Origin of the sequence: Neorhizobium sp. NCHU2750, from assembly GCF_003597675.1 — a bacterium.
Taxonomy (GTDB): Bacteria; Pseudomonadota; Alphaproteobacteria; order Rhizobiales; family Rhizobiaceae; genus Neorhizobium.
This window is the reverse complement of the sequence record NZ_CP030827.1, coordinates 2,948,202-2,972,018: the sequence shown is the minus strand read 5'-3', so window position 1 is coordinate 2,972,018 and position 23,817 is coordinate 2,948,202. Positions and strand designations below refer to the sequence as shown.

General features: G+C 61.5%; 21 protein-coding genes. 13 read left to right on the top strand and 8 right to left on the bottom strand.

Annotated features, from left to right (window positions below):
- Positions 1–9 precede the first annotated feature (9 nt).
- On the bottom strand, positions 10–813 hold the full coding sequence (locus NCHU2750_RS14575; RefSeq protein ID WP_119941160.1) for a gamma-glutamyl-gamma-aminobutyrate hydrolase family protein: 804 nt from the start codon (positions 811–813) through the stop codon (positions 10–12).
- Positions 814–1,130: 317 nt separating this feature from the next.
- Here NCHU2750_RS14575 and NCHU2750_RS14570 point away from each other — a divergent pair, with 317 nt between their 5' ends.
- Positions 1,131–2,249 carry a TRAP transporter substrate-binding protein gene (locus tag NCHU2750_RS14570; RefSeq protein WP_119941159.1) on the top strand — a complete coding sequence of 373 codons (1,119 nt, stop codon included), beginning with the start codon at positions 1,131–1,133 and terminating at the stop codon, positions 2,247–2,249.
- Positions 2,250–2,312: 63 nt separating this feature from the next.
- Here the strand turns inward: NCHU2750_RS14570 and NCHU2750_RS14565 are convergent, their stop codons facing one another.
- Positions 2,313–2,795 (bottom strand): GNAT family N-acetyltransferase, encoded by a 483-nt coding sequence (locus NCHU2750_RS14565; RefSeq protein WP_119941158.1) that lies wholly within the window; start codon positions 2,793–2,795, stop codon positions 2,313–2,315.
- A gap of 355 nt (positions 2,796–3,150) precedes the next feature.
- Here NCHU2750_RS14565 and NCHU2750_RS14560 point away from each other — a divergent pair, with 355 nt between their 5' ends.
- The 7 genes from NCHU2750_RS14560 (at position 3,151) to NCHU2750_RS14530 (ending at position 11,624) form a co-directional block, all read left to right on the top strand.
- Entirely contained in the window at positions 3,151–4,131 is a 981-nt protein-coding gene (locus tag NCHU2750_RS14560; RefSeq protein WP_119941157.1) for an HlyD family secretion protein, read from the top strand.
- A gap of 1 nt (position 4,132) precedes the next feature.
- The gene (locus tag NCHU2750_RS14555) at positions 4,133–5,335 is read left to right on the top strand and encodes an ABC transporter permease (RefSeq protein ID WP_119941156.1); all 1,203 of its coding nucleotides are present in this window, start codon (positions 4,133–4,135) and stop codon (positions 5,333–5,335) included.
- Complete coding sequence (locus NCHU2750_RS14550; RefSeq protein ID WP_119941155.1) at positions 5,332–6,495, top strand: ABC transporter permease; 1,164 nt, start codon at positions 5,332–5,334, stop codon at positions 6,493–6,495. Before NCHU2750_RS14555 ends, NCHU2750_RS14550 begins: the two co-directional genes overlap by 4 nt.
- Positions 6,496–6,765: 270 nt before the next feature.
- Positions 6,766–9,087, top strand: a complete 2,322-nt coding sequence (locus NCHU2750_RS14545) for a putative bifunctional diguanylate cyclase/phosphodiesterase (protein WP_119941154.1) — start codon at positions 6,766–6,768, stop codon at positions 9,085–9,087.
- A 164-nt stretch (positions 9,088–9,251) separates the two neighbouring features.
- Positions 9,252–10,010 (top strand): N-acyl amino acid synthase FeeM domain-containing protein, encoded by a 759-nt coding sequence (locus NCHU2750_RS14540; protein WP_119941153.1) that lies wholly within the window; start codon positions 9,252–9,254, stop codon positions 10,008–10,010.
- A gap of 166 nt (positions 10,011–10,176) precedes the next feature.
- Entirely contained in the window at positions 10,177–10,401 is a 225-nt protein-coding gene (locus NCHU2750_RS14535; protein WP_119941152.1) for an aa3-type cytochrome c oxidase subunit IV, read from the top strand.
- A 200-nt stretch (positions 10,402–10,601) separates the two neighbouring features.
- Positions 10,602–11,624 (top strand): LLM class flavin-dependent oxidoreductase, encoded by a 1,023-nt coding sequence (locus tag NCHU2750_RS14530; protein ID WP_119941151.1) that lies wholly within the window; start codon positions 10,602–10,604, stop codon positions 11,622–11,624.
- A gap of 6 nt (positions 11,625–11,630) precedes the next feature.
- Here NCHU2750_RS14530 and NCHU2750_RS14525 read toward each other — a convergent pair whose 3' ends face one another.
- The 3 genes from NCHU2750_RS14525 to rpsU form a co-directional block, all read right to left on the bottom strand.
- On the bottom strand, positions 11,631–12,698 hold the full coding sequence (locus NCHU2750_RS14525; protein WP_119941150.1) for an NAD(P)/FAD-dependent oxidoreductase: 1,068 nt from the start codon (positions 12,696–12,698) through the stop codon (positions 11,631–11,633).
- 104 nt (positions 12,699–12,802) lie between these two features.
- Positions 12,803–13,690: a tetratricopeptide repeat protein gene (locus NCHU2750_RS14520; RefSeq protein ID WP_119941149.1), complete on the bottom strand. Its 888-nt coding sequence runs from the start codon at positions 13,688–13,690 to the stop codon at positions 12,803–12,805.
- A gap of 120 nt (positions 13,691–13,810) precedes the next feature.
- Positions 13,811–14,131: a 30S ribosomal protein S21 gene (rpsU, locus tag NCHU2750_RS14515; RefSeq protein WP_502703851.1), complete on the bottom strand. Its 321-nt coding sequence runs from the start codon at positions 14,129–14,131 to the stop codon at positions 13,811–13,813.
- A 361-nt stretch (positions 14,132–14,492) separates the two neighbouring features.
- Here rpsU and NCHU2750_RS14510 point away from each other — a divergent pair, with 361 nt between their 5' ends.
- The 5 genes from NCHU2750_RS14510 to NCHU2750_RS14490 all read left to right on the top strand — a co-directional run bounded on the left by NCHU2750_RS14510 (position 14,493) and on the right by NCHU2750_RS14490 (position 20,044).
- Positions 14,493–15,746, top strand: a complete 1,254-nt coding sequence (locus NCHU2750_RS14510; RefSeq protein ID WP_119941147.1) for a sarcosine oxidase subunit beta family protein — start codon at positions 14,493–14,495, stop codon at positions 15,744–15,746.
- 19 nt (positions 15,747–15,765) lie between these two features.
- Positions 15,766–16,122: a sarcosine oxidase subunit delta gene (locus NCHU2750_RS14505; protein ID WP_119941146.1), complete on the top strand. Its 357-nt coding sequence runs from the start codon at positions 15,766–15,768 to the stop codon at positions 16,120–16,122.
- Positions 16,119–19,094, top strand: coding sequence for a sarcosine oxidase subunit alpha (locus NCHU2750_RS14500; protein WP_119941145.1), 2,976 nt, complete (start codon positions 16,119–16,121; stop codon positions 19,092–19,094). The genes NCHU2750_RS14505 and NCHU2750_RS14500 overlap by 4 nt, the downstream gene beginning before the upstream one ends.
- Positions 19,087–19,659 (top strand): sarcosine oxidase subunit gamma, encoded by a 573-nt coding sequence (locus NCHU2750_RS14495; RefSeq protein ID WP_119941144.1) that lies wholly within the window; start codon positions 19,087–19,089, stop codon positions 19,657–19,659. Before NCHU2750_RS14500 ends, NCHU2750_RS14495 begins: the two co-directional genes overlap by 8 nt.
- Positions 19,660–19,738: 79 nt before the next feature.
- Positions 19,739–20,044 carry a hypothetical protein gene (locus tag NCHU2750_RS14490; RefSeq protein ID WP_119941143.1) on the top strand — a complete coding sequence of 102 codons (306 nt, stop codon included), beginning with the start codon at positions 19,739–19,741 and terminating at the stop codon, positions 20,042–20,044.
- 36 nt (positions 20,045–20,080) lie between these two features.
- Here the strand turns inward: NCHU2750_RS14490 and olsE are convergent, their stop codons facing one another.
- The 3 genes from olsE to glgX all read right to left on the bottom strand — a co-directional run bounded on the left by olsE (position 20,081) and on the right by glgX (position 23,730).
- Positions 20,081–21,061, bottom strand: a complete 981-nt coding sequence (gene olsE / locus NCHU2750_RS14485) for an ornithine lipid hydroxylase OlsE (RefSeq protein WP_119941142.1) — start codon at positions 21,059–21,061, stop codon at positions 20,081–20,083.
- 195 nt (positions 21,062–21,256) lie between these two features.
- Positions 21,257–21,739 (bottom strand): MaoC family dehydratase, encoded by a 483-nt coding sequence (locus NCHU2750_RS14480; protein ID WP_119941141.1) that lies wholly within the window; start codon positions 21,737–21,739, stop codon positions 21,257–21,259.
- 47 nt (positions 21,740–21,786) lie between these two features.
- On the bottom strand, positions 21,787–23,730 hold the full coding sequence (gene glgX, locus NCHU2750_RS14475) for a glycogen debranching protein GlgX (RefSeq protein ID WP_119941140.1): 1,944 nt from the start codon (positions 23,728–23,730) through the stop codon (positions 21,787–21,789).
- Between the last annotated feature and the right edge of the window lie 87 nt (positions 23,731–23,817).

Genomic DNA, 23,817 nt, shown 5'->3' with positions numbered 1-23,817 from the left:
AAAGCCTGATCAGCGCGCCGCCGCTGCGGCGCGCGTAAAGGCGGTCGATGGTGCGGTTGCGCCTTTGGCCGCCGCATAGGCGCGAACCGCCTCGCCGAAGGCTTCGAACAGGGCGCGGGACGGGGCATCCGTCTCGGCCCAGTATTCCGGGTGCCATTGAACGCCGACGGCGAAATTCTTCGCGTCGATGACCGAGACGGCCTCAACGGTGCCGTCTTCGGCCTTTGCCTCCACCTGAAGGCGCGGGGCGGTTCTGGAGATCGCCTGACGGTGCAGGGAGTTGACCTGAACCGCACCGGCGGTGCCTAGATAGCGGGCGATGCACGACCCTTCCTCGATCAGGACCGGCTGGCGGATGGCGAACTTGGTGTCGCGATCCGTTACGTCCGGCGAGCGGTGATCCCAGATGCCGGGCTGGTCCTGGATCTCGCTTGCAAGCGTTCCGCCGAGCGCAACATTGAGTTCCTGAATGCCGCGGCAGATGGCGAGGAGCGGGATGCCGCGATCGATGGCGCGGCGGATCAGCGGCAACGAGGTCGCGTCACGGCCCGGATCGAAGGGGCCGTCCGCCTCGGTGGCGTCCTTGCCGTAGAGCGATGGATGGACATTGCTGACGGCGCCGGAGATCAGCACGCCGTCGACACGATCGAGGATCGAGTCGACATCGTTTCCCTTTTCGAATGCCGGGACGATGAAGGACATCACGTCGGCGACCTTCAGCGCAGCTGACACGTACTGGTCCGGTGCAGCATGCCAGATGCCTCCGTCGATTTCTCGGATATCGGCAGGAACGGCAACGATGGACTTCGTCATGGAGGCAGGTTTCCCGGATTCTATTTAATGATCGACTGAAGATCTGTTTTGCGGCCAGCGGTGGCGGCTCGTCAAGTGCTGCACCCGCGCGGCGTGATCCTGGGCCGCCAGGAGTGAAAATCCGGGCCTCTCTCAAGACTTGATGGCGATCGAGACGAAAGTCTAACCCGCTGAAGTCGTCGCAACCGCAGGATTGCCGGGGGGCTCGCTTGCAAGCGAAAAGCCAACATGATTACGATCTAATTTGATATCCGGCGAATGGAGGATGACCCGGAGGTCGCGCATTTCGAAGGCCGATCATGATTGGGAGGATATTCATGGATCGTCGTCAATTTTTCAAGAAAGCTGCAACAAGGGGGGCAGGCGCGGTCGCCGCGGGTGCGCTTGCCGCCCCATTGGCCACGCCGGCAATCGCCCAGAGCAATCCGAAGGTCACCTGGCGCCTCACCTCGTCATTTCCGAAATCGCTCGACACGATCTATGGCGGGGCGGACGACATAGCCAAGCACGTATCCGATGCGACGGACGGCAATTTCTCTATCCAGGCCTTTGCAGGCGGCGAGATCGTGCCCGGCCTGCAGGCGGCGGATGCAGTCAGCAACGGTACGGTGGAGATGTGCCATACCTGCTCCTATTATTTCGTCGGCAAGGATCCGACCTATGCGATCGGGACCGCGATCCCCTTCGGCCTCAACGCGCGGCTGACCAATTCCTGGTTCTACCAGGGCAATGGCAACAAGCTGATGAACGAGTTCTACGCGACGCAGAACATCTATGGGCTGCCGGCCGGCAATACCGGCGCGCAGATGGGTGGCTGGTTCCGCAAGGAGATCAACACCGTCGACGACTTCAAGGGCGTCAAGATGCGCATTGCCGGGATTGCCGGGCGGGTGCTCGAAAAGCTCGGGGCGGTGCCGCAGCAGATTGCCGGCGGCGACATCTATCCGGCGCTGGAGAAGGGAACGATCGACGCGGCCGAATGGGTCGGCCCCTATGACGATCACAAGCTCGGCTTCTTCAAGGTCGCCAAATATTATTATTATCCTGCCTTCTGGGAAGGCGGCCCGACGATCCATGCCTTCGTCAATCTCGACAAGTGGAACAGTTTGCCCAAGGCCTATCAGGCGGCGCTGACCGATGCCTGCGCCTTTGCCAATACCAACATGATGGCCAAATATGACCAGAAGAACCCGCTGGCCATCAAGCAGATCGTGGCGGAAGGTGCCGTGCTTCGGCCTTTCAGCCAGGACATTCTCGAGGCCTGCTACAATGCGGCGCTCGAGGTCTACAAGGACATTTCGGCAACCAATCCGACCTTCAAGAAAGTCTACGAGGACCAGGTGGCCTTCAAGAAGGAAGGCTATCTGTGGATGCAGCTTGCGGAATACACGTTCGACACGTTCATGATGATCCAGCAGCGGAACGGCAAGCTCTGAGCCTGTCCCACACTGTCGAGGAAAGCGGCTCCGGGCGATCGTCCGGGGCCGTTTCCATGATTATCACCTGGTTGTGGCTGCAGGGTGGAGCGTCTTGCTCATGTAGAGCGTGAAGCCGCCCTTGAAGGGGCGCGAGGTGGTCACGACATAGCCCAGCTTCCCGTAGAGGCTGACATTGGCCGCGAAGGCCTCGTTGGTCAGAAGCCGAACCTCGTGGCGGCCCGCTTCCAAGGCGAGCTTCTCCGCCAGCGCCAGCAGCAGCCTTCCATATCCCTTGCCCTGCTCGGCGGGTTTGACCGCGACATTCTCGATCCACAGGTGATCGTCATCGAGCATGGTCTCGATCAGTCCAACGACATGACCCGAAACCTCGGCGATATCGAAACGGTGCTCGGCGACCGCCTTGTCATAGTCTGCCACCATCGGCAAGGGCTCGCGGCCAACGACGAGAACCCAGCGTTGATAGGCGTCGCGCACGAGATCGCGGATCATCGCGACATCGGCATTGCTGGCGGATCTGAACCGAATGGCGGCGTGGTCAGTCATATAAACGTCCTCTGAGTGAAGACCGGTGGCTAAGCAGCAAAAAAAAAGCCCGCCGACCGGATGGTGGCGGGTGCGTGGTGGTGGCGCAGGTTGAGAAGGAGGGACTAAGTCCTGCGTGATCCCCTTGCGCCAGCAGCCATGCCGATAGCCCGCACGGTGATGCGGCGTCGGCGTCGGGACATGGTGCGGTCGAGGATCATGCCCTCACGCTATCATCCGCTAGCGTGGTGTCAATCGATCGGGTGCCGACGGCGGCACAAGTGCTGGAGGAGCTCTGAAAAAATCGATTTGTCCTAGTTGCAAGACAAATGCCTTGGGTAGAAGAATGCCCTTACGGAAACAGGGGCTATACCGTATGGCAAGAATCGTCAGGTCCGTCGTCGTAGTCGTTTGCCTTGTCGCTCTTGCCATCGTCCTGTGGTTCGCCACTCGCCCGCCGCCGCTGGTCGTCCAGGGTGAGGTTTCTGCCAACCGGGTGGATATCAGCTCCCGCGTTTCCGGGCGTATCGCCAAGCTCGGCGCGGATGTTGGAGATACCGTTACCGCCGGCGCCGTCATTGCGGAGCTCGAAAGTCCGCAGCTCATTGCCAGCATGCATATGTCGGAGGCGGCACTCGCCGTTGCTGAAGCGGATCTGGCGCGGGTGAACAGCACACGGCCGGAGACGATTGCCGCCCGCCGGGCGGAGGTTGCCGCGGCGGATGCCGACGTCCAGCTTTCGCAGGAGAATTCCGCACGTCTGTCCAGGCTTCTGGCATCGGGGTCGTCCACCCAGGCGCAGGTCGATGAGGCGAGCCGCAACGTGGAAGCGGCGCTGCGCCAGAAGGAAGCGGCGCAGGCCAATCTCGATCTGGCCGTTGCCGGTTCCAGCAAGGAGGAAAAGGCGCTCGCCGCCGCCCAGGTGGATCAGGCGAGGGCGGCGCTCGGCCAGCAGAAGACCGATGTCAACGAACTCGTCATCCGCTCGCCGATCGACGGGCAGGTGACGACGCGGGTGGCCGAACTCGGGGAGAATTTCAGCGCGGGCGCGCCGCTGTTTTCGCTGATCGAGATCAGCCGGCCGTGGTTCACCTTCAATCTGCGCGAGGATCTGCTGAAGGGGCTTTCGATCGGCAGCACGTTCAAGGTCGACGTTCCCGCCATCGGCAAGACCGGCGTCGAGGTGAAGGTGACGATGATCAACGCCCAGGGGCAATATGCGACCTGGCGGGCGACGCGGGCGACGGGCGATTTCGACCTGCGGACCTTCGAGGTCAGGGCGGAGCCCACCACGCCGATCGAGGGGCTTAGGCCCGGCATGAGCGTGGTTGCCGCGTGGCCGGCGGCGGGGAAGTGAGATGCTGGGCAAGGGGAGGATCAGGCCCGGTTTCCTGCTCGTTTTCCGCCGCGAGGTCGATCGCTATCTTCGCAGCCCGTTCCTGATCTTCCTGACCGTCGTCATGCCGCTCGTCATCACGGCGGTGCTGGCCTCGGTGTTCAGTGCGGGGCTTGCGACCCGGCTGCCGATTGCCGTCCTCGATCTCGACGGCACCGATCTTTCCCGCACGATCATCCGCACGGTGGATGCGACGCCTGACACGGCGGTGGCCTTCAATGTTTCGGATCTCACCGAAGGCCGGCGGCTGATCGTCTCCGGCAAGGTGCACGGGCTGCTGATGCTGCCGCAAAATCTCCAGCGCGATACGCTTGCGGGACGCCGCCCCGAAGTGGTGTTCTTCTACAATACCCAGACGCTGACCGCCGGCAATCTGACGCTCAGGGGAATTTCGGCCGCAGTGCCGAGCGTGGCGGCCGGCATCCGGCTGTCTTTGCGCACCGCCCGCGGAGAGCCGGTTGATATCGCCCAGTCCGAGCTGCAGCCGATACCGGTGCAGGTCAATGCGCTGTTCAATCCGACGCTCAACTACGCGCATTTCCTGCTGGCCGCGCTCGTGCCGGCGATCCTGCAGATCGTCACGGCAACGACCATGGCCTATGCGGTGGGGCGCGATGTGGAGACGCCGCATCGGCTGCGGATCCTCAGGCGCCTGGGTGGCGGGCTCTGGCCGGCGGTTGCGGGCAAGATATTGCCCTTCACGCTGATCTTTCTCTGCGTGCTCGGACTTTCGGATGTGCTGCTGTTCGGCTGGTTCGGCCTTCCACTGCGCGGGGAGCGGGTTATCCTGCTGGCCGGTGCGGTGCTGTTCATCCTTGCCGGGCAATTGATCGGCGTGGTGCTGGCCCTTCTGTTGCCGACCGTCAATGCGGTGAGCTTCAGCACGCTGATCACCGCGCCTGCCTTCGGCTTCATGGGGATCGGTTTTCCGCGGATCGGGATGAATGCCTTTGCCTATTACTGGGGTGGCGCCATGCCTGGAACCTGGTATCTGGCATTGAGGATCGACCAGACCGTGCGCGGCACGCCGGCGGACCTTTCGATGAAGCCGTTGCTCAGCCTTCTCGCCATAGTGCTCATTCTGCTGCTGGTGGTCATCGCGCGACTGGAGATTTTGAGGGCGCGGCGTGACGCGGCGGTAGCGATGAAGGAGGCTGCGGCATGAGTGGCATCCTGATTGTCTGCCGCATAGAGTTGCGGCGCATCTTCACGCTGAAACCGGCCTTTGCGGTGCTGGTCATGGCCGTCTGCCTCTATTCGGTCTATTACCCGCAGCCTTACAGGGCCGAGGCACTGCGTGACGTGCCGATTGCGCTCGTCGATCTCGACGGCAGCGACAGCAGCCGCGAACTCGCCCGGCGGATCGATGCCTCCTCGGATGTGGCGATCGCAGCTGCGATGCCGGATATCGCCAGTGCCGAGCGGGAAATCTACACGCGCAGCCTCTACGGGATTCTGGTCATCCCGCACGATTTCGAGCGCGACCTGCTGCATGGCCGCGCCTCGCCGATCGCTCTCTATGCGGATGCCAGCTACTTCCTGATTTATCAGCGTATTTCAGGTGCGGTGACGGCTGTCGCCAAGACGATGGGTGCCGAAATCGAGACGGCGAGGCTGATTGCCCAGGGCGTCGATCCGGTGATGGCGCAGGCAGCGCCCGATCCGCTGCCGCTGACGGCGGTTACCCTGTTCAACCCACAGGGCGGCTATGCAACCTATATCCTGCCGGCTGCCTTCATGCTGATCCTGCAGCAGACGCTTCTGATGGGGGTGGCGCTGCTCGGGACGCTGCCCAACCCGGCGCTTTCGGCGGCAGGACCCGAAGGGGGCGGACCGTTTGCCCGCGTGTTCGGCCGGCTGTTGGCCTATGCGGTGATCGAGGCGGTCGTCGTCGCCTTCTATCTGTTGGCCCTGCCATATCTCTATGGGATACCACGGCTGGGTTCGGCGCTGGACATCTATGTCTTTGCTCTCCCGTTTCTCATCGCCGTCGCCTCGCTCGGCATGGTCACGGCACGGTTGCTGCGCAATCCGCTTGCCGTGCAGCTGGTGCTGGCGACGGTCGGGTTGCCTTTCATGTTCCTGTCCGGTTTCGCCTGGCCATCCGAGGCAATTGCGGGTTGGCTGAGAACCGTCGGGCTTCTGTTGCCCAGCAGTTCTGCCATTCCCGGCATGGTGAACATCGCCCAACTAGGCGCTTCGATTGTGGATGTTTCGGGCCGGTTTGAAGTGCTCTGGGTGCTGGCCATAACCTACACCGCTCTCGCGATCCTGATGGAACCCGCCGGCCGCAGACGGGTTGGTACAGGTGACCAGCCGGCCTGATCGGCATCGTGCAGCTCGCAATTGAACCAGCCGAAATTAATATTTTTCGCTGTTGCGAATTGGCAAGTTCTTGACGTCGACGATCGATGGAGAATGCTGAAAGGCTTATATTCTGGCCAAGGATGCGTGCCGAAATCGGACAATGCCCTTTACGCTTCATTGAACACGTTCTCACAAGCGCCCCCGTCATTGCAGGGGGGAACATGCAAAACAATCAATTCTTAAAGGGTTTTGTCCAATGTCTGCCGAACGCCAAGGGAATGAGACCCGATGAAGGATTTGGAAGCGAAGGCGCTACCGACAGAATTGTATCTGCCGTTCGTCGAATCGCTGTTCAAAAATCGTGGAACGCTATGGACGGGTATGGTTGTCCATATCCTTTCCTGCGCGATCATCTATGCGACGACGGGTTCCAGGTTCTACATCCTGTCGATCGGGCTGTTCCTCGCCATTTTTTCCTATCGGATCTATTGGTTCCGCCGGTTCGACATGCTCGACCGCGCCGGGCTCTCCAAGAAAGAGATCGAATCGTGGGAGATGCGATATGTCCATGGCGCGGCCGCGACGGCGTTTCTTCTCGGGATAAACAGCGCCTACGCCGTTCTGGTTCTGCGCGACATGCTGGCGGCTTTCATGTGCATTGCCGTGACGATGGCATCCATGGTGTCGATCGTCGGCAGGAATTACGGCTCGGCGCGTGCCGTCGGGCTGCAGACGATCGGCTGCTGCCTGCCGCTGGTGATTGCCTGCCTGATGACCGGCGAACTCTATCTGGCGCTGATCTCGCTGTTCCTCATTCCTTTCGGACTGACGACCCAGTCGATGGCGCGGGGCGTGCGGGAGTTCCTTTACGAGAACGTGCTGGCCTCGCGCGAGATGGCGCGGATAGCCGACCAGTTCGATATCGCGCTCAGCACGATGACGCACGCGCTGATCATGCTGGATGAGGATGGCAGGGTGCAGGTGATCAACCGCCGGGCCTGCGAGCTGCTGGAGTTGCCTGATGCCGACGAACTGAAGGGGGCGGCCTTCATTACGGTCCTGAGGCGCAGCGGAAAATCGTTGTCCGACGATATCCTGAGAAAGATCGGACAACTGTCCGGGGGGCATGCGGGAAAGACGCTTCTCTGCCTAAAGGAGACCGTCTATCTGGAATTCTCGCTCAGCCACCGCACGGACGGTGGCGTTGTCATGTTGTTCGAAGATGTCAGCGCCCGCGTTGCCGCCGAGGAGAAGATCCTGCATCTGGTGCGCTACGACACGCTGACAGGCCTGCCGACACGCGGATACTTCGCCGAGCTTGCCACGCGCCATCTGAAAGAGACGGGTGGTGAACTGCTTGCTGCCCTGGTGATTTTCGACGTGGATGGCTTCAAGCATGTCAACGACATGCAGGGCCATGTGATCGGCGACAAGCTGCTCGCTTCTATCGCCGAGAGGCTTCGCGGTGCGGCTACGGAGAATGTCATCGTTGCCCGCCTGGTCGGCGACGAGTTCGTCATCCTGGCGACGGGCAGTGATCGCCATGAACTGGAGCAGCGGATCTCGTCGATCCAGATGGCCGTCCAGGGCGTCTATTCCGTTGACCGGACCGATCTGCCGGTGCTGCTGAATTGCGGCGGCGTCATTCTGGACAGCCGTGAATTCGATATGGAGGCATGGCAGATCAAGGCGGACCTGGCGCTCAACGATGCAAAGTCGGTGGGCAATGGTATGCTGACCATCTTCCGGCCCGAAATGGACGCGCGCTATGTCGCCGAGCAGAGGCTGAAGGCAGACCTGCGCAATGCCATCGAGCAGGGCGAGCTCAATGTCGTCTACCAGCCCATGTACCGCCCGGACGGATCGGAGATGGAATGCTGCGAGGCGCTGGTGCGCTGGTCGCATGCCGAACGCGGTTTCATCGGTCCGGCGATCTTCATTCCCATGGCCGAAAGCATGGGCATGATCTCGCAGATCACCCATTTCGTGCTGGACCGTGCCTGCCGCGACTGCGCATCCTGGCAGAACGGAATGGCGGTCTCCGTCAACCTGTCGATCCATGACCTGAAGGGTGGTCAGATCGTCGCGAAGGTTGCCGAGACGCTGGAACGTTACGATCTCACCCCTGACAGGCTGCATCTGGAAGTGACGGAAAGCTGCTTCATGGACGAGCCGGTGGTGGTCAGCGCAACACTTGGTCAGCTGCGGGAAAGCGGCGTGACCATCGCCATCGACGATTTCGGCACCGGTTTCTCCAGCCTCAGCTATCTTGATTCCCTACCGATCGACATTGTCAAGATCGATCGCGCCTTCGTTCGCGAGATCGGTACCGAGCCGCGCCGCCTCAAGCTCTTGAGCGGCATCGTGCATCTGTCGCGCGAACTGGACCTGAAGATCGTGATTGAGGGTGTCGAAACCTTTGAACAGCTCGAGCTGGTCAAAAAGCACCGGTTTGCCGATCTGGTGCAGGGCTATATCTTCTCGCCGCCGATCCCTGCCAATGCGATCGTCGAGCTGAGCAACAAGACGACGTCCGGACGTCGAATGGCCGCACGCCAGAGCCGCCGGGAGAAGAATGCGGAGCCGCGCGCTTTCGGCACAGTCGGCTAGGGCCTTTTCGCTAAATTCTTATGCGTAAAGTAGGATGTTCTAAAATTGAACAGGCAACGCCCTGTTAACCATAACATTTAAAAGACTGTTAATCATAATTTGGATCATTGCGAAGCAGTTCGATTTCAGGGTTAATCCTTCGTTAATAGCGGTGGATAGCTCAAATGTCAGTGGTTCAAAATTTTTCAGACAAGGCCTTTTCGGAAAAACTCCTGTCGGGGCTCGATCATATCGAATACCGGCGGATCGAGGGGCACGAGGATTTCGAGGACGTCGCGAGGCTGCGCTACAGGGCCTATAAGGCGCAGAACGTGCTTCCTGTCGGGGCGAGCAGCATGCTCGACAGGATCGATTTCGACTCGCATGCCTATGTCTTCGGCATCTATTATTACGAGGAACTGATCTCGACGATCCGCGTGCATCATGTCGTGCCGGATCACCGGGTCAGCCAGTCGGTCGGGGTTTTTCCCGAAGCCGTCAATGAGCTGCTCGACAGTGGCAAGTCGTTCATCGATCCGGCACGTTTTGCCGTCGATCCGGATATCGTCGGTGAGCTGCCGACCATCCCCTATATCACGCTCCGGCCGACCATCATGGCCGCTATCCATTTCGATACTGATCTTGTGCTGCAGCATATCCGGCCGCCGCATGCCGCCTTCTACAAGCGCATCTTCCTTGCGGATACGCTTGTACCGCCCACCATTGCGCCGATGTACGGTTTCGAGCTGACACTGCTTGCGTCGCGTGTTCGCGAAGTGCGCCCGCAGCTGATGCGCCGTTTTCCGCTGTTCCAGTCCGAAGCCTATGAACGGCGGTTGATGTTCGGGGAGTCGCCAGTGATGCGCGCGCCGCCTCTGACGGTGCTGCCGACAGCCCGCTTCGCCAGTCGCCCCAATTCGCCGGAAATGGCCTATCTGCGTTGATAGGGCATCGGTCGTTGCCTGTCTTCGAACGGCTGCATGATGCGGATGTTGCGCTCTTCGGTTGTTTGTGCGATCCCTGATATGCGATCTTCCCGAATGCCTGACTGGAGGAGTTTTGGCAGGCGGGCGGGTTGAGGCTGAGATGCATCGATCGGGGAGAGGCTTGATGGACGATCATCACACTGGACCGGCAGAGCTTGGCGCGCCGATGGACTATGCCGCGCACGAACAGACCTACGCGTTTTTCCTGGCCGCCGCCAAATGGGGCTCGCTGTTCATCATCGTGCTGCTGATCGCGATGGCGGCCGGTTTCTATGGCGGGCTCGGGCTGATCGGCGGACTTGTTCTTTTCGTCATCCTCAACGCTGCCGGACTGTTCCTGCTCCGTTAAGGCGGGGTCTCGCCAAGGCTAGGCCCTTGCGCGCGGCGGGCTTGCCACCCTGTTGCGTCAATATACAAATTGCAATCGTCGTTCAGTAAAATCGAACAATCCGTTTCGGCAAATCCGGCAGGTGAGGACTAACGGAGATCGCTCTGGCATGCCATGTAAGCGTCAACGTAATTTCGAACGCTTATCCCGGAGTGATCCCCATGAAGAAGATCGGTTTCCTTTCGTTCGGCCACTGGACACCGTCGCCGCAGTCGCAGACGCGCTCTGCCGGTGACACGCTACTGCAGTCGATCGACCTTGCCGTTGCGGCCGAAGAACTTGGCGCTGACGGTGCCTATTTCCGCGTCCACCATTTCGCTCGGCAGCTTGCCTCGCCGTTTCCGCTTCTCGCCGCAGTCGGCGCCAAGACCTCGAAGATCGAGATCGGCACCGGCGTCATCGACATGCGCTATGAGAACCCGCTCTACATGGCCGAAGATGCCGGCGCTGCCGACCTGATTTCCCAGGGTCGTCTGCAGCTCGGTATCAGCCGCGGTTCGCCGGAGCAGGTGATCGATGGCTGGCGCTATTTCGGCTACGAGCCGGAGGAGGGCAAGAGCGATGCGGATATGGGCCGCCGCCACGCCGAAGTCTTCCTCGACGTCCTGAAGGGGCAGGGGTTCGCCAAGCCCAATCCGCGCCCGATGTTTCCCAATCCTCCGGGCCTGTTGCGGCTCGAGCCGCATTCCGAGGGGCTGGGCGAGCGTATCTGGTGGGGGGCCGGTTCCAATGCCACCGCCATCTGGGCGGCGCAGAAGGGCATGAACCTGCAGAGCTCGACCCTGAAGGACGACGAAACAGGCGAGGCCTTCCATATACAGCAGGCCAAGCAGATCCGCGCCTATCGCGAGGCCTGGAAGGAAGCGGGCCACAAGCGGGAGCCGCGGGTTTCCGTCAGCCGCTCAATCTTCGCGCTGGTCGATGATCGCGACCGTGCCTATTTTGGCCGCGGCGGCAAGGAAGACGATTCGATCGGCTTCATCGACGAGAATACGCGGGCGATCTTCGGCCGCTCTTATGCGGCGGAGCCTGATCAGCTGATCGCACAGCTGCGTGAGGACGAGGCAATCGCCGAAGCCGACACGTTGCTTCTGACCGTGCCGAACCAGCTGGGCGTGGAATACAACGCCCATGTGATCGAGGCGATCCTAAAGCATGTCGCGCCGGCCCTTGGCTGGCGCTGATGACGGTCAGGCGAAGCGCTGCAGCCTATAGGGCGCAAGCAGCGCTTCGTCTTCGCCATCGAGGATCTCGCGGGCGGCAAAGAGGCCAAGTGCGGGAGCCAGCGTGATGCCGGAATGGGTGACGGCGAGGTAAAGCCCGTCTCTCCCCGCCACGCGCCCGACAATTGGAAAGCCATCCTTCGGGGTTGGCCGGTAGCCGGTGGTGTGGAAGTCGAGTTCGAGGTTTTCGCCGCCCTTGAGGAAGGATTTCACCTTCGAGAAAAGCTCGTCTGCCGCGGCGTCGGGATCCGTACCTGGATCCGTGCCACCGAAATCCGATCCGGCAACGATCCGGCCCTCGGCTGTCTGGCGCAGATGCAGTTCGGGGGCGATGACAAGGCCGTTCAACATCGGCGGAACAGGCTTCGAATGGACGAGAAGGCCGGGCGGGGTGTGGATCGGCACATCCACCCCGATACCGGCCGCGAGCGTTGCCGTCTCCGCTCCGGCGGCCAGCACGATTTCGTCGACCGTCCATTCGCCCCTGTCGGTGGCGACGCCGGAGACCCGGCCGGCCGTGTCGCGCTTGAGGGCGGTCACACGCGCATTCTCGACCGTTTCCATGCCGCGCCGCATCGCATCGGCGATCAGGATCATTGCCGCGTCACGCGGTTCTGCCACGCCTTCGAGCGGCGCCGACAGCGCCATTTCGGGGATATTGACCAAGGCCGGTTCGCGGGCGCTGATTTCCGCGGCATCAAGGCGCTTTATATCATAGCCCCAGGATGTGTGTTCTTCCGCATAGGCCAGGAGCTTGTCTTCCGGCAGGTCCCAGCAGAGACCGCCCTGCCAGGACAGCGGCAGGCCCGCAACATCCTTGCCGAGACGCGACCATTCCCGGATTGAGCGCATGCGCAGCTTGAAATAGTCGTGAGGATTGCCCCAGCTGGCATTGATCCAGGCGAAGGAATTGGGCGTGGCGATACCGCCGGGCTTTTCGCAGACGAGGCGCACCTTGGCGCCTGCGATCGTGAGGTGCCAGGCGATCGAGGCGCCGATGATGCCGCCGCCGATGACGATGATGCTGCGTGACATGGCAAGCTCCCTGAAAGGAGGCCTTCGCCGTTCAGGCAGGCAGGACATACGGCTGCGGCCAGATCATGTGAGGTTGCCCCGTCTTTTGACGGGGCAGGCCGGTCTTAGCTGTTGCCGCGGGTGCGGTTTGCGCCATCAACTGCCGGCTGGTAGTTCGGGTCGAGACGCATGGCGTGCGCGTAGGACTTGTAGGCGCGGCCACGGTCGCCGCGACGCTCGTAGACGAGTGCCTGGTTGGCCCAGGATTCCGCTACCTTGTCGTTCAGCTCGATTGCGCGGTTGAAGTCGGCGAAGGCGTTGTCGTCGTCGTTGAGCGCGATATAGGAGGTGCCGCGGCCGTTATAGGGTTCCGGCGAGCTCGGCGACAGCGAGATCGCCTTGGAGAAGTCCTCGATCGCCTTATCCTGCTGGCCGCGGATCTGATAGATCAGGCCGCGGTTGTGATAGGCGCGCCCGTCCGTCGTATCGAGCTGGATGGCCTTGTTGAAATCGTTGAAGGCTTCGTCGTTGCGGCCGGCCTGGCGATAGATATTGCCACGGCCGATATAGGCGACGTCGTAATTCGGATTGATCTGCAGGGCGCGATTGTAATCATTGACCGCATCGACCGGCTTGCCCATGCTGCGCAGGACGAGCGCGCGGTTGGCATAGGCCTGGTAGAATTGCGGGTTCAGCTGGATGGCGCGGGTAAAGTCGTCGATCGCACGGCGGTTCTCGCCAGCACGGCCGTAAGCCGAGCCGCGGCTGTTGTAACCTTCCGGATCCTGCGGATTGGCATTGATGACCGACGTCAGCGATGCGATGTTTTCCTGCGAGCCCTGGGCGCGATCGACGGCAATGACGTCGTTGGTGGTTGGACCTGTTGCGCAGCCGGCGAGGCTCGCCACACCGATCATCGCAGCCAGAACAGGCCCACGCGCGCGGATATTGATCAGGAACGAAGGGCGGGAAACGATGATTCCATCGGTATCAACGGAAGTCTTGGCGGCCATCAGGCGCAGGTCCTCGTATCGGCAAAGTGGGTTTGATTTAACCCGGAACAATGAAAAAAGCGGCGGCGCCAAAGTCGCCCCCGCTCTTTATTCACATAAAAGCGTCTAAAAGACGGCCGATTAGCGAGCAGGGCGCGTGCTGGGCAGCAGGCCTTCGCGCTGCATGCGCTTGCGAGCCAGCTTGCGAACACGACGAACAGCTTCAGCCTTTTCGCGAGCGCGCTTTTCCGAAGGCTTTTCGTAGCTTTCGCGCATCTTCATTTCGCGGAAAACGCCTTCGCGCTGCAGCTTCTTCTTGAGAGCGCGGAGAGCCTGATCAACGTTGTTATCGCGGACAAGTACCTGCACGTGAAATCCCGTTCCTTTGGTTTGTTGGTCGCCAGGTGATCGTCTTGGATTCGAGGCGAAGTCATAGTGATGCCCGGCGTCCGGCCGTGCGATTTGTGTGCGCAATAGCAGATGAGTCCGCGGAAGTCCATATAGGCTAACGCCGGTAATGTGAAAAATGGTTGTGATAATCAGGTCCGCACGTTTGGCCATGTTATTGGCCCGATGGGCCTGGGGCGTGCGACGGTCTGTGACGCGAGGCAATGGCCGATGGCGAGGGCATGGCGGGCCGTCGCCGCGTTGGATGGAAAGCTTGCCTGCTGCCGTCGCGGCATTTTCAATCGTGTCGAAACAATCTTCCGATGCGTCGCAATGTGGCCATTGCGGCGCATATTGATTTGCGATGGGTATGGCACTACCCAAGTCCCTGAGGGTCGTTTGCGACCGGTGGGCTTAGCCAAGGAAGAGAGGCGCGATGCGCAAATATTCGGTTTTCGCCATAGCTCGCGAGGCAATGCGCGCTCACAAGGGATGGGAGGCGCAGTGGACGTCTCCCGAGCCGCGATCCAGCTATGACGTGATCATCATCGGCGCCGGCGGTCATGGTCTGGGGGCGGCCTATTATCTTGCCAAGGAGCATGGCATCACAAATGTCGCGGTGATCGAAAAGGGCTGGCTCGGCGGCGGCAATACCGGGCGCAACACGACGATCATCCGTTCCAACTATCTCTATGAAGAGAGCATGGACATTTTCGAGCATTCGCTGAAGCTCTGGGAGGGCTTGAGCCAGGAGCTCAATTACAATGTCATGTATTCGCCGCGCGGCGTGATGATGCTGTCGCACAACATTCATGACGAGCAGTCGTTCAAGCGGCATATCCATGCCAACCGGCTTTACGGCATCGACAATGAATGGATGACGCCCGAGCAGGCGAAAGCCTTCGTGCCGGTCCTCGACATTTCCAAGACGGCCCGCCATCCGATCAACGGTGCCGCCGTCCAGCGCCGTGGCGGCACGGCCCGCCATGATGCGGTCGCCTGGGGCTATGCGCGTGCGGCGGCAGACCGCGGCGTGCACATCATCCAGAATTGCGAAGTGACCGGTATCCGTCGCGGGCCGAATGGCGAAGTGCAGGGCGTGGAAACCTCGCGCGGGTTCATCGGCGCCAAGAAGATCGGCGTGTCGGCCTCGGGCCACAACACGGTCGTCATGGAAATGGCGGGCGTACGCGTGCCGCTCAATTCCAATCCGCTGCAGGCCCTGGTTTCCGAGCCGATGAAGCCGATCTTCCCCTGCGTCGTCATGTCGAACACCGTGCATGCCTATATCTCGCAGTCGGACAAGGGCGAGCTTGTCATCGGCGCCGGCACCGACCAGTACAATTCCTACTCGCAGACCGGTGGCCTGCAGATCATCACCCATACGCTGGACGCCATCTGCGAACTCTTCCCGATCTTCCGCCGGGTGAAGATGATGCGCCAATGGGGCGGCATCACCGATAACACGCCCGACCGTTCGCCGATCCAGGGCGTCACGCCGGTGCCGGGCCTGTTCCTCAACTGCGGTTGGGGCACGGGTGGTTTCAAGGCTACGCCGGGTTCGGCCCATTTGTTTGCCCATCTGATCGCCAGGGGCGAGCCGCACAAGCTGGCGGCCGGCCTGACGCTCGACCGGTTCCGCACCGGCCGGCTGATCGACGAGGCGGCTGCTGCTGCCGTGGCGCACTGATTACAGGGGAATAGACCAGATGCTTTTGATCCACTGCCCCTATTGCGAGGAAGATCGCTCGGAGCTCGAATTCCATTGGGCCGGCGAAGCGCATATCGCGCGGCCGGAGAATATCGCGGCCATTTCCGACCAGGAATTTGCCGAATATTTCTTCCTTCGTAACAATGAAAAAGGCCTCACCTATGAGCGCTGGCGGCATTTGAACGGCTGCGGTCGTTTCTTCAATGCGGCCCGCGATACGGTGAGCGACAAGTTCCTGATGACCTACAAGGCAGGCCTGCCGAAACAGCCCGTGCCGGTTGCCGAGAAAGCCGCGGCGATCGTGGAAGACGCAAGCGTCGAAACCTGGGAAGCGACGGAGGGAGACAACCGATGAGTTCTTCTTCCAATAGCGGCGCATTCCGCATCAAGGGCGCCGGCCGACACACGCCGGCCCGCACCGCGCGCTTCACCTTCGATGGCAAGAACTACACCGCGCTCGAGGGCGATACGGTCGCCTCCGCGCTCCTGGCGCATGGCGTGCATCTTCTCGGCCGCTCGTTCAAATATCACCGCCCGCGCGGCATCCTGACATCCGGCCCGGAAGAGCCGAATGCACTGCTCGACGTATCCCGCGATGCGGCCCGCCGCCAGCCGAACGTGCGTGCCACGGTGCAGGAAGTGTTCGACGGTGCGAAGATCGCCTCGCAGAACCGCTGGCCTTCGTTGAAGCACGATATCGGTGCGGTCAATGATGTGCTTGCGCCATTCTTTGCCGCCGGGTTCTACTACAAGACCTTCATGTGGCCGAAGGAAGCCTGGCACAAGATCTACGAACCGATCATCCGCCGCTCGGCGGGGCTCGGCGTCGCGCCGACGGAAGACGATCCGGATCACTATGCCAGCCGCTACGTTCATTGCGACGTGCTGATCGCAGGCGCGGGTGTTGCCGGCCTGACGGCGGCGCTCTCTGCTGCCGCGACAGGCAAGAAGGTCATTCTGGTCGACGAACAGCCCGAGGTCGGCGGTGCGCTGCATGCCGAGTCATCGACGATGATCGATGGCCAGAACGGTTATGACTGGGCGCAGGCCACGGCTGCGACGCTGAAGGCGATGCCGAATGTGACGGTGCTGACCCGCACGACGGTGTTCGGCTACTATAATCATGGTTTCCTCGGTCTCGTTGAACGGGTGACCGACCATATCGCCAAGCCATCCAAGGATGCGCCGCGCGAACGCCTGTGGCAGGTGCGGACGAAGAAGGTCGTGCTTGCGACCGGTTCGATCGAGCGGCACATGGTGTTCGCCAACAATGACCGTCCCGGCATCATGCTGGCATCGGCGGCGCGCAGCTTCCTCAATCACCACGGCGTTGCCGTCGGCCGCAATGTCGGCGTCTATACGGCGCACGATTCCGCCTATGAGACCGCCTTCGACCTGAAGCGCGCCGGTGTGGCGATCGCTGCGATCATCGATTGCCGCGACCGGCCGGGCGAGGCGGTTCTGGCCGAGGCCCGCAAGCTCGGGATCGACGTCCTGACCGGTCATGCGGTCGTCGACACGTCGGGCCGCCTGCGGATCAATTCCATGACAGTTGCCCGCAACGGCAATTTCGATCGCCGCAAGATCAAGGTCGATGCGCTGATCGTATCGGCCGGCTGGACGCCATCCGTGCATCTGTTCTCGCAGTCGCGCGGCAAGCTCAAGTTCGATGAGGCAAACCAGCGCTTCGTGCCGGATATCTATGCGCAGAACGCGATCTCGGTCGGCGCCTGCAACGGGACCGACGATCTTGCCGAACTGATCGACGAGGCGATTACCGCCGGTGGCGGCCGGTTGGCGCTTTCGGGCGAAAACCGCTTCGACTGGACCGGCGGTATGGTCGGTGCCGGCGAAGGTGCAGGGCCGGAACATGCGGTGAAGGCCTTTGTCGACTTCCAGCATGACGTGACGGCGAAGGACATCCGCCTTGCGGTGCGCGAGGGGATGCATTCGATCGAGCATATCAAGCGCTTTACCACCAATGGCATGGCATCGGACCAGGGCAAACTTTCCAACATGCATGGTCTGGCGATTGCGTCGGAAATGCTGGGTCGCCCGATCCCGCAGGTGGGCCTGACGACCTTCCGTGCGCCCTACACGCCGGTCACCTACGGCACGCTGATCAACCACTCGCGCGGCGAGCTGTTCGATCCGGCGCGCAAGACGCCGATGCATGCATTCGAAGAAGCCGAAGGCGCGGAGTTCGAAAACGTCGGTAACTGGAAGCGCGCCTGGTATTTCCCCAAGCGCGGCGAAGACATGCACACTGCGGTCAACCGCGAATGCAAGACGGTGCGCACGGTTGGCGGCGTGTTCGATGCCTCGACGCTCGGCAAGATCGAGGTGGTGGGGCCGGATGCGGCAAAATTCCTCAACCTGATGTACACCAATGCCTGGGATACGCTGAAGCCCGGCAAATGCCGCTACGGGATCATGACCCGCGAGGACGGCTTCGTCTATGACGACGGCGTCGTCGGGCGTCTGGCCGAGGACCGGTTCCATGTGACGACGACGACCGGCGGTGCGCCGCGCGTGCTCAACCACATGGAAGACTATCTGCAGACGGAATTCCCGGACCTCAAGGTGTGGCTCACCTCGACCAGCGAGCAGTGGGCGGTGATTGCGGTGCAGGGGCCGAAGGCGCGCGAGATCATCGAGCCGTTCGTCGAAGGGCTCGATATTTCCAACGAGGCCTTCCCGCATATGAGCGTTGCGGAATGCACGGTCATGGGCGTGCCGGCGCGTCTCTTCCGCGTGTCGTTTACCGGCGAGATCGGCTACGAGATCAACGTGCCGGCCGATTTCGGTCCGGCTGTGCTGAAGGCCGTATGGGAGCGGGCACGAGGCATGGGCGCCTGCCTTTACGGCACTGAGACCATGCATATCCTGCGTGCCGAAAAGGGCTATATCATCGTCGGGCAGGATACGGACGGAACCGTGACGCCGGACGATGCGGGCTATGGCTGGGCCGTTTCCAAGAAGAAGACGGATTTCGTCGGTATCCGCGGCCTCAAGCGTCCGGATCTCGTGCGCGAAGGCCGCAAGCAGCTGGTCGGTCTCATCACCAAGGATCCGCTCGAAGTGCTGGAAGAAGGGGGGCAGATCGTCGCCGACCCGAACCAGCCGAAGCCGATGACCATGCTCGGCCATGTCACCTCGTCCTATTGGTCGGAAAATCTCGGCCGTTCGATCGCGTTCGCACTCGTGTCTGGCGGGCGGACGAGGATGGGCGAGACGCTCTATGTGCCGATGCCCGACAAGACGATTGCCGTCGAAGTGACCGACCTGGTGTTCTTCGACAAGGAAGGAGGCCGCATCAATGGCTGAGCTTGGTTCCAATATCGCAACCCGCAGTCTTCCGCTTTCCGGCGCCCACGGCGGCTCGGCCACCGCGCGGCTGGAGCCGGCCGCGCCTGCCGAGCGGATCAACCTGCGTGTGCGCGCCGAGGATGTCGCGGCACTTTCTGCCGCACTCGGAGTCGAATTGCCGGTCAGGCCGAAGACGTCGTCCTCGGCCAGTGGGCGCACGGCGATGTGGATCGGACCGGACGAATGGCTGGTGTTTGCCGATGGCGGGTCGGAAGTCGGCAGTAGCCTTGTTGCTGATGCCGCGAAATCCGGTGCGCTGCATTCGGCAACCGATATCTCCCACCGCAACACCGCCATCCTCGTCTCCGGGCCGGGCGCGGCCGACGCGATCAATGCCGGTTGCGCGCAGGATCTGTCGCTCGACGTGTTCCCGGTCGGTGCATGCTCGCGCACGCTGTTCGGCAAGGTGGAGATCGTGTTGCTCCGGACCGCGGAAGATGCGTTCCGGGTCGAGGTCTGGCGGTCGTTTTCCACCTATGCCTTCGGGCTTCTTGCAGAAGGCGCGCGAGACGCAGCACTCTGACGACCGGTCTTCGACCATCGGCCAATTGCAGGATTTCGATCAATATCACACCCTCCCGGTTCAATCGGGAGGGTTTTTCATGCCGGAAATTCACTGGATCGCGCTTGGTCTTGCAACAGCAGTTGCCGGCGGCGGCGTTGCGGCAAGGTTTGCCGGCATCGAATTGTGGAAAGGGTTCATCGTCGGCGGCGTGGCAGCCATTGCCGCGTTGCTCGCCTCCTTCGCGCCGGGGATCGACCGCAACCTGACAATGCCGATGGCAGCATTGATCGCCGCCGGGATTGCGGGATCGACGGTCGGGCTGACGGCTGCACGCACCGCGCCGATCGTCATCGGCGCTGCGGTTCCGCCGCTTCTCGGCATGCTGATGCTGGATATGGGGTGAGCTTGGCAAGCATGCCTGCCCCGGAAAGGCGTAAACCTATTCTGCCGGCGTCGTGACGGCCGTGTTCTCGCCTGGATCGGAGCCTGAAACGGCCGAGGGCACCGCTTTAGGTTTGCGTCCCATGATCTCCCTGAACCCCTTGGCGGAGAACGGCTGGGCAAGCTGACCGAGGAAGGTTTTGGCGACGCGGCCGCTGATGCCGATATTGGTCGAGGAGGGGCGCGGCGGATTGTAATAGGTGCCGAAGACCATGTCCCATAGAACGAGGTTTTCGCCGTAATTGGTATTGCCCTCGGCGAGCAGCCTGGAATGGTGCCAGCGATGCAGGCGCGGGGTACTCATCAACCAGTCGAGCGGGCCGGTCCTGACCTCGATATTGCAATGGGTCAACAAGCCGATGAATGCCGTGACCGCACCGATCCAGAGAAACACCGGCAGAGGCGCGCCGAGGAGATAGAGCGGGATCTGGCTCAGCGCGATCTTGACCAGCGAATCGACGACATGGAAGCGGCCGGTATTGATCACCCACAGGCGTTCGACGCTGTGGTGCAGGGCATGGAAGCGCCAGAGCGACATCTTTTCATGGGCGAGCCTATGGGCCCAGTAGAGGCCGAATTCGGCGATGATCAGGCCGAGCACGACCTGCAGGGCAAAGGGCCAGCTATCCGGCCACAGCCTGACCGGCAGGACGAAGACCGGCTGGGCGACGGTTGCGACCGCCATCGGGGCCGAGGTGCCGATCGCGGCGGCGATCTGCACGCCGCCCTTGTTGAGCAGCGTGTGGGCGATGTCGTTGAAGGTCTCGTTGTCTCTCTTCAGCCAGGTCTGCTCATAGGGCATGAGCCGCTCGAAGATGGCGATGATGGCCACGACCGAGAGATAGACGACATTGAACCAGAGGAGATGCGAGGCGGATTGAAAGGCGAAATAGCAGCCGACGAGACCACCGCAGAATATCGCAGGCCAGATCATCCAGGAGAGGACCATTCGGCAAAGCGCGGTTGCGGAATTCGTCATGGGCAAAACCTTCAATCAATTTCAGGCGTCATTGAATGCATGGGCTGATGGGGCAGCCTACCAGCATGGTGGCGGGGCCGCCAACCCTGCAGCAGAAGCAAGGCGGCGCGATCCCTTGGATTCGCCACTGCGCTTCAAGCCCTCTCTATCGCATGTCCTTCGCAGAGACCGCTGCACACTTTTGCGCGATGTGCATCAGACGCCTTCCGGTCGATCCTTCGGATCGAACTGCACGATGGTGATCCAGTTGGCCGTCAGGGCGGGCTTCTTTTCGTTCTCGATCTCGACCGACACTTCATAGGTGGTCATCAGCATGCCGGCGCCGCGGAAACGGCAATCGGAAAGGACGAAACGTCCGCGCACCCGCGCACCGCATTTGACCGGCGACATGAAACGGATCTTGTCGAAACCGTAGTTGATGCCCATCGTCTGTTCGCGGATCTTCGGAACGCCGCCGAAGTTCATCGCCGACAGCAGCGAAAGTGTCAGGAAACCGTGGGCGATGGTGCCGCCGAACGGGCTTTCCGCCGCTCGCACGGGATCGACATGGATGAACTGGTGGTCGAGGGTGGCATCCGCAAACTGGTCGATCATGGTCTGATCGACGATAATCCAATCGGATATGCCCAGTTCATGGCCTACCAGGCCCGGCACGTCCGCCAACGAAATCTCACGCATTCAATGCACCGCTCGTACTCGAGAAATGTCCGCCCGCTACCGGCCTATCACGCTTCGATGCAGAAGGCGACGCTTCGTGAATCAAGTTTTCCTGCCCATGGAGCATTCGTCAAAACCTCATGCCAGCCCATGCCGGGCAGTTCGAAATCGGCATCGTCACGCCCGCGATTGAAAAGGACTGCAAGGCGCGTCGCGCGGCCGTTTTCGAGGTCGTTGGTGGCGAGTAGCATGCCGATCAAATGGTTATCGGGATTGTCCCAATCCCCTGCCTGCATGGCCAGTCCGGATGGAGAGAGCCATTCGACATCTCCTTGACCGCTGAAGAAACCGGTTTCGGAAAAGACGGAGAATCGCCTGCGCAGGCGGGAGAGGGCGGCGGTATGCCGCATCACGCCGGCATCGAGTTCCCGCCAGTCCATCCAGGTGATTTCATTGTCCTGGCAATAGGCATTGTTGTTGCCGCGCTGGGATCGGCCGGCCTCATCGCCCATGGTGAGCATGATCGTGCCGCGGCTGGCAAAAAGGGTGGAAAGAAGGGCGCGTATGTCGCGGCGGCGACGTTCCTGCACGTCCGGGTCCGTGGTCAGGCCTTCGGCGCCGTTGTTCCAGGAATAGTTCTCGTTATGGCCGTCGCGATTGTCCTCGCCATTGGCGTCGTTGTGCTTGTGCTCGTTCGAGACGAGATCGAACAGGGTGAAGCCGTCATGGGCGGCGAGAAAATTGACGCTGCGGCCGCGGCCGGATTTTTCGAAGATGTCGGATGAACCGGCAAGCCGGGTGGCGAGCGCGCCGGTCATCCACTGGTCGCCGCGCCAGTAGCGGCGCATGTCGTCGCGGGCGCGGTCGTTCCATTCGATGAAGGGTTCGGGGAAGTTGCCGAGCTGATAGCCGCCCGGCCCGATATCCCAGGGCTCGGCGATGAAGATGCGATCCTTGAGCAGTTCGTCGGTCAGCATGGCTTTCAGCGTGGCGCCGTTCGGGTCGAAGCCTGTGGCGGTGCGACCGACGACGGGTGCAAGGTCGAAGCGGAACCCATCGACACCGGCCTTCGAGACGAAGTGACGGAGCGTGTCGACGATCAATCGCCGTACCATCGGATGGTCGGCGGCAATCGTATTGCCGGTGCCGGTATCGTTGACGAGTTCGCCCGGATCGTTCGGCAGATGGCGATAATAGGCTGGATTGTCGAGCCCGCGCATGGAAAGCGTGGCGCCGTAACGGTCGCTCTCGCCGGTATGGTTGAAGACGAGATCGAGGATCACGCCGATGCCGGCCTCGTGCAGCCCGGCGACTGTTTCTCGCAACTCCGTCATGCCGCCGGGGCAGAGGCGGGGGTCGAGCGCCATGAGGGCAACGGGATTGTAGCCCCAGCCGTTGGTAAGACCAAGCGGTGGCAGATGGCGTTCGTCGATCCATGCGGTGATCGGCATCAGCTCGATTGCATCGACGCCAATCGATTTCAGATGGGCGATGATGGCAGGATGGGCAAGCGCTGCAACGGTGCCGCGGATCTCTTCCGGGATATCGGGATGGAGGATGGTGAAGGGCCTGACCGCGATCTCGTAGACGAGGCCACCGGGAGGGAGCAGGGCGGGCGCTATGGCCGCTTCGATATCCTCCGTGACGATCGCCTTCGGCACGATCGCGGCCGTGTCGACCGAATAGATCGAGAGATCCCGATGATGCTGGAAGTGGCGATCGAGTTCCCTGGCATAGGGATCGACCAGGAGTTTGGACGGATCGAACCAGAGACCCCTGTCCGGATCGTAGGGGCCGGTGGCGCGATAGCCATAGAGCTGGCCGGCGGACATGCCCTTTAGCGAGACACGGTGGATATCATCATCGCCGCGGCTCATCTCGTGGGTCTGTTCAGCGCCCTCGGCGTCGAAGAGGCAGAGTTCGATCTTTTCGGCCGAAAAGGACCAGACGGCGAAATCGACACCGTCGGAGGTGAGGGTTGCACCGAGTTTGGGCTTTGTCGGTTGAGGCATGCCGATTTGTCTCTGCGCTGTTGGTGTGGATTTATCAGCGTCCATAGGTGAGGCTGCCCCTCATCCGCCTGCCGGCACCTTCTCCCC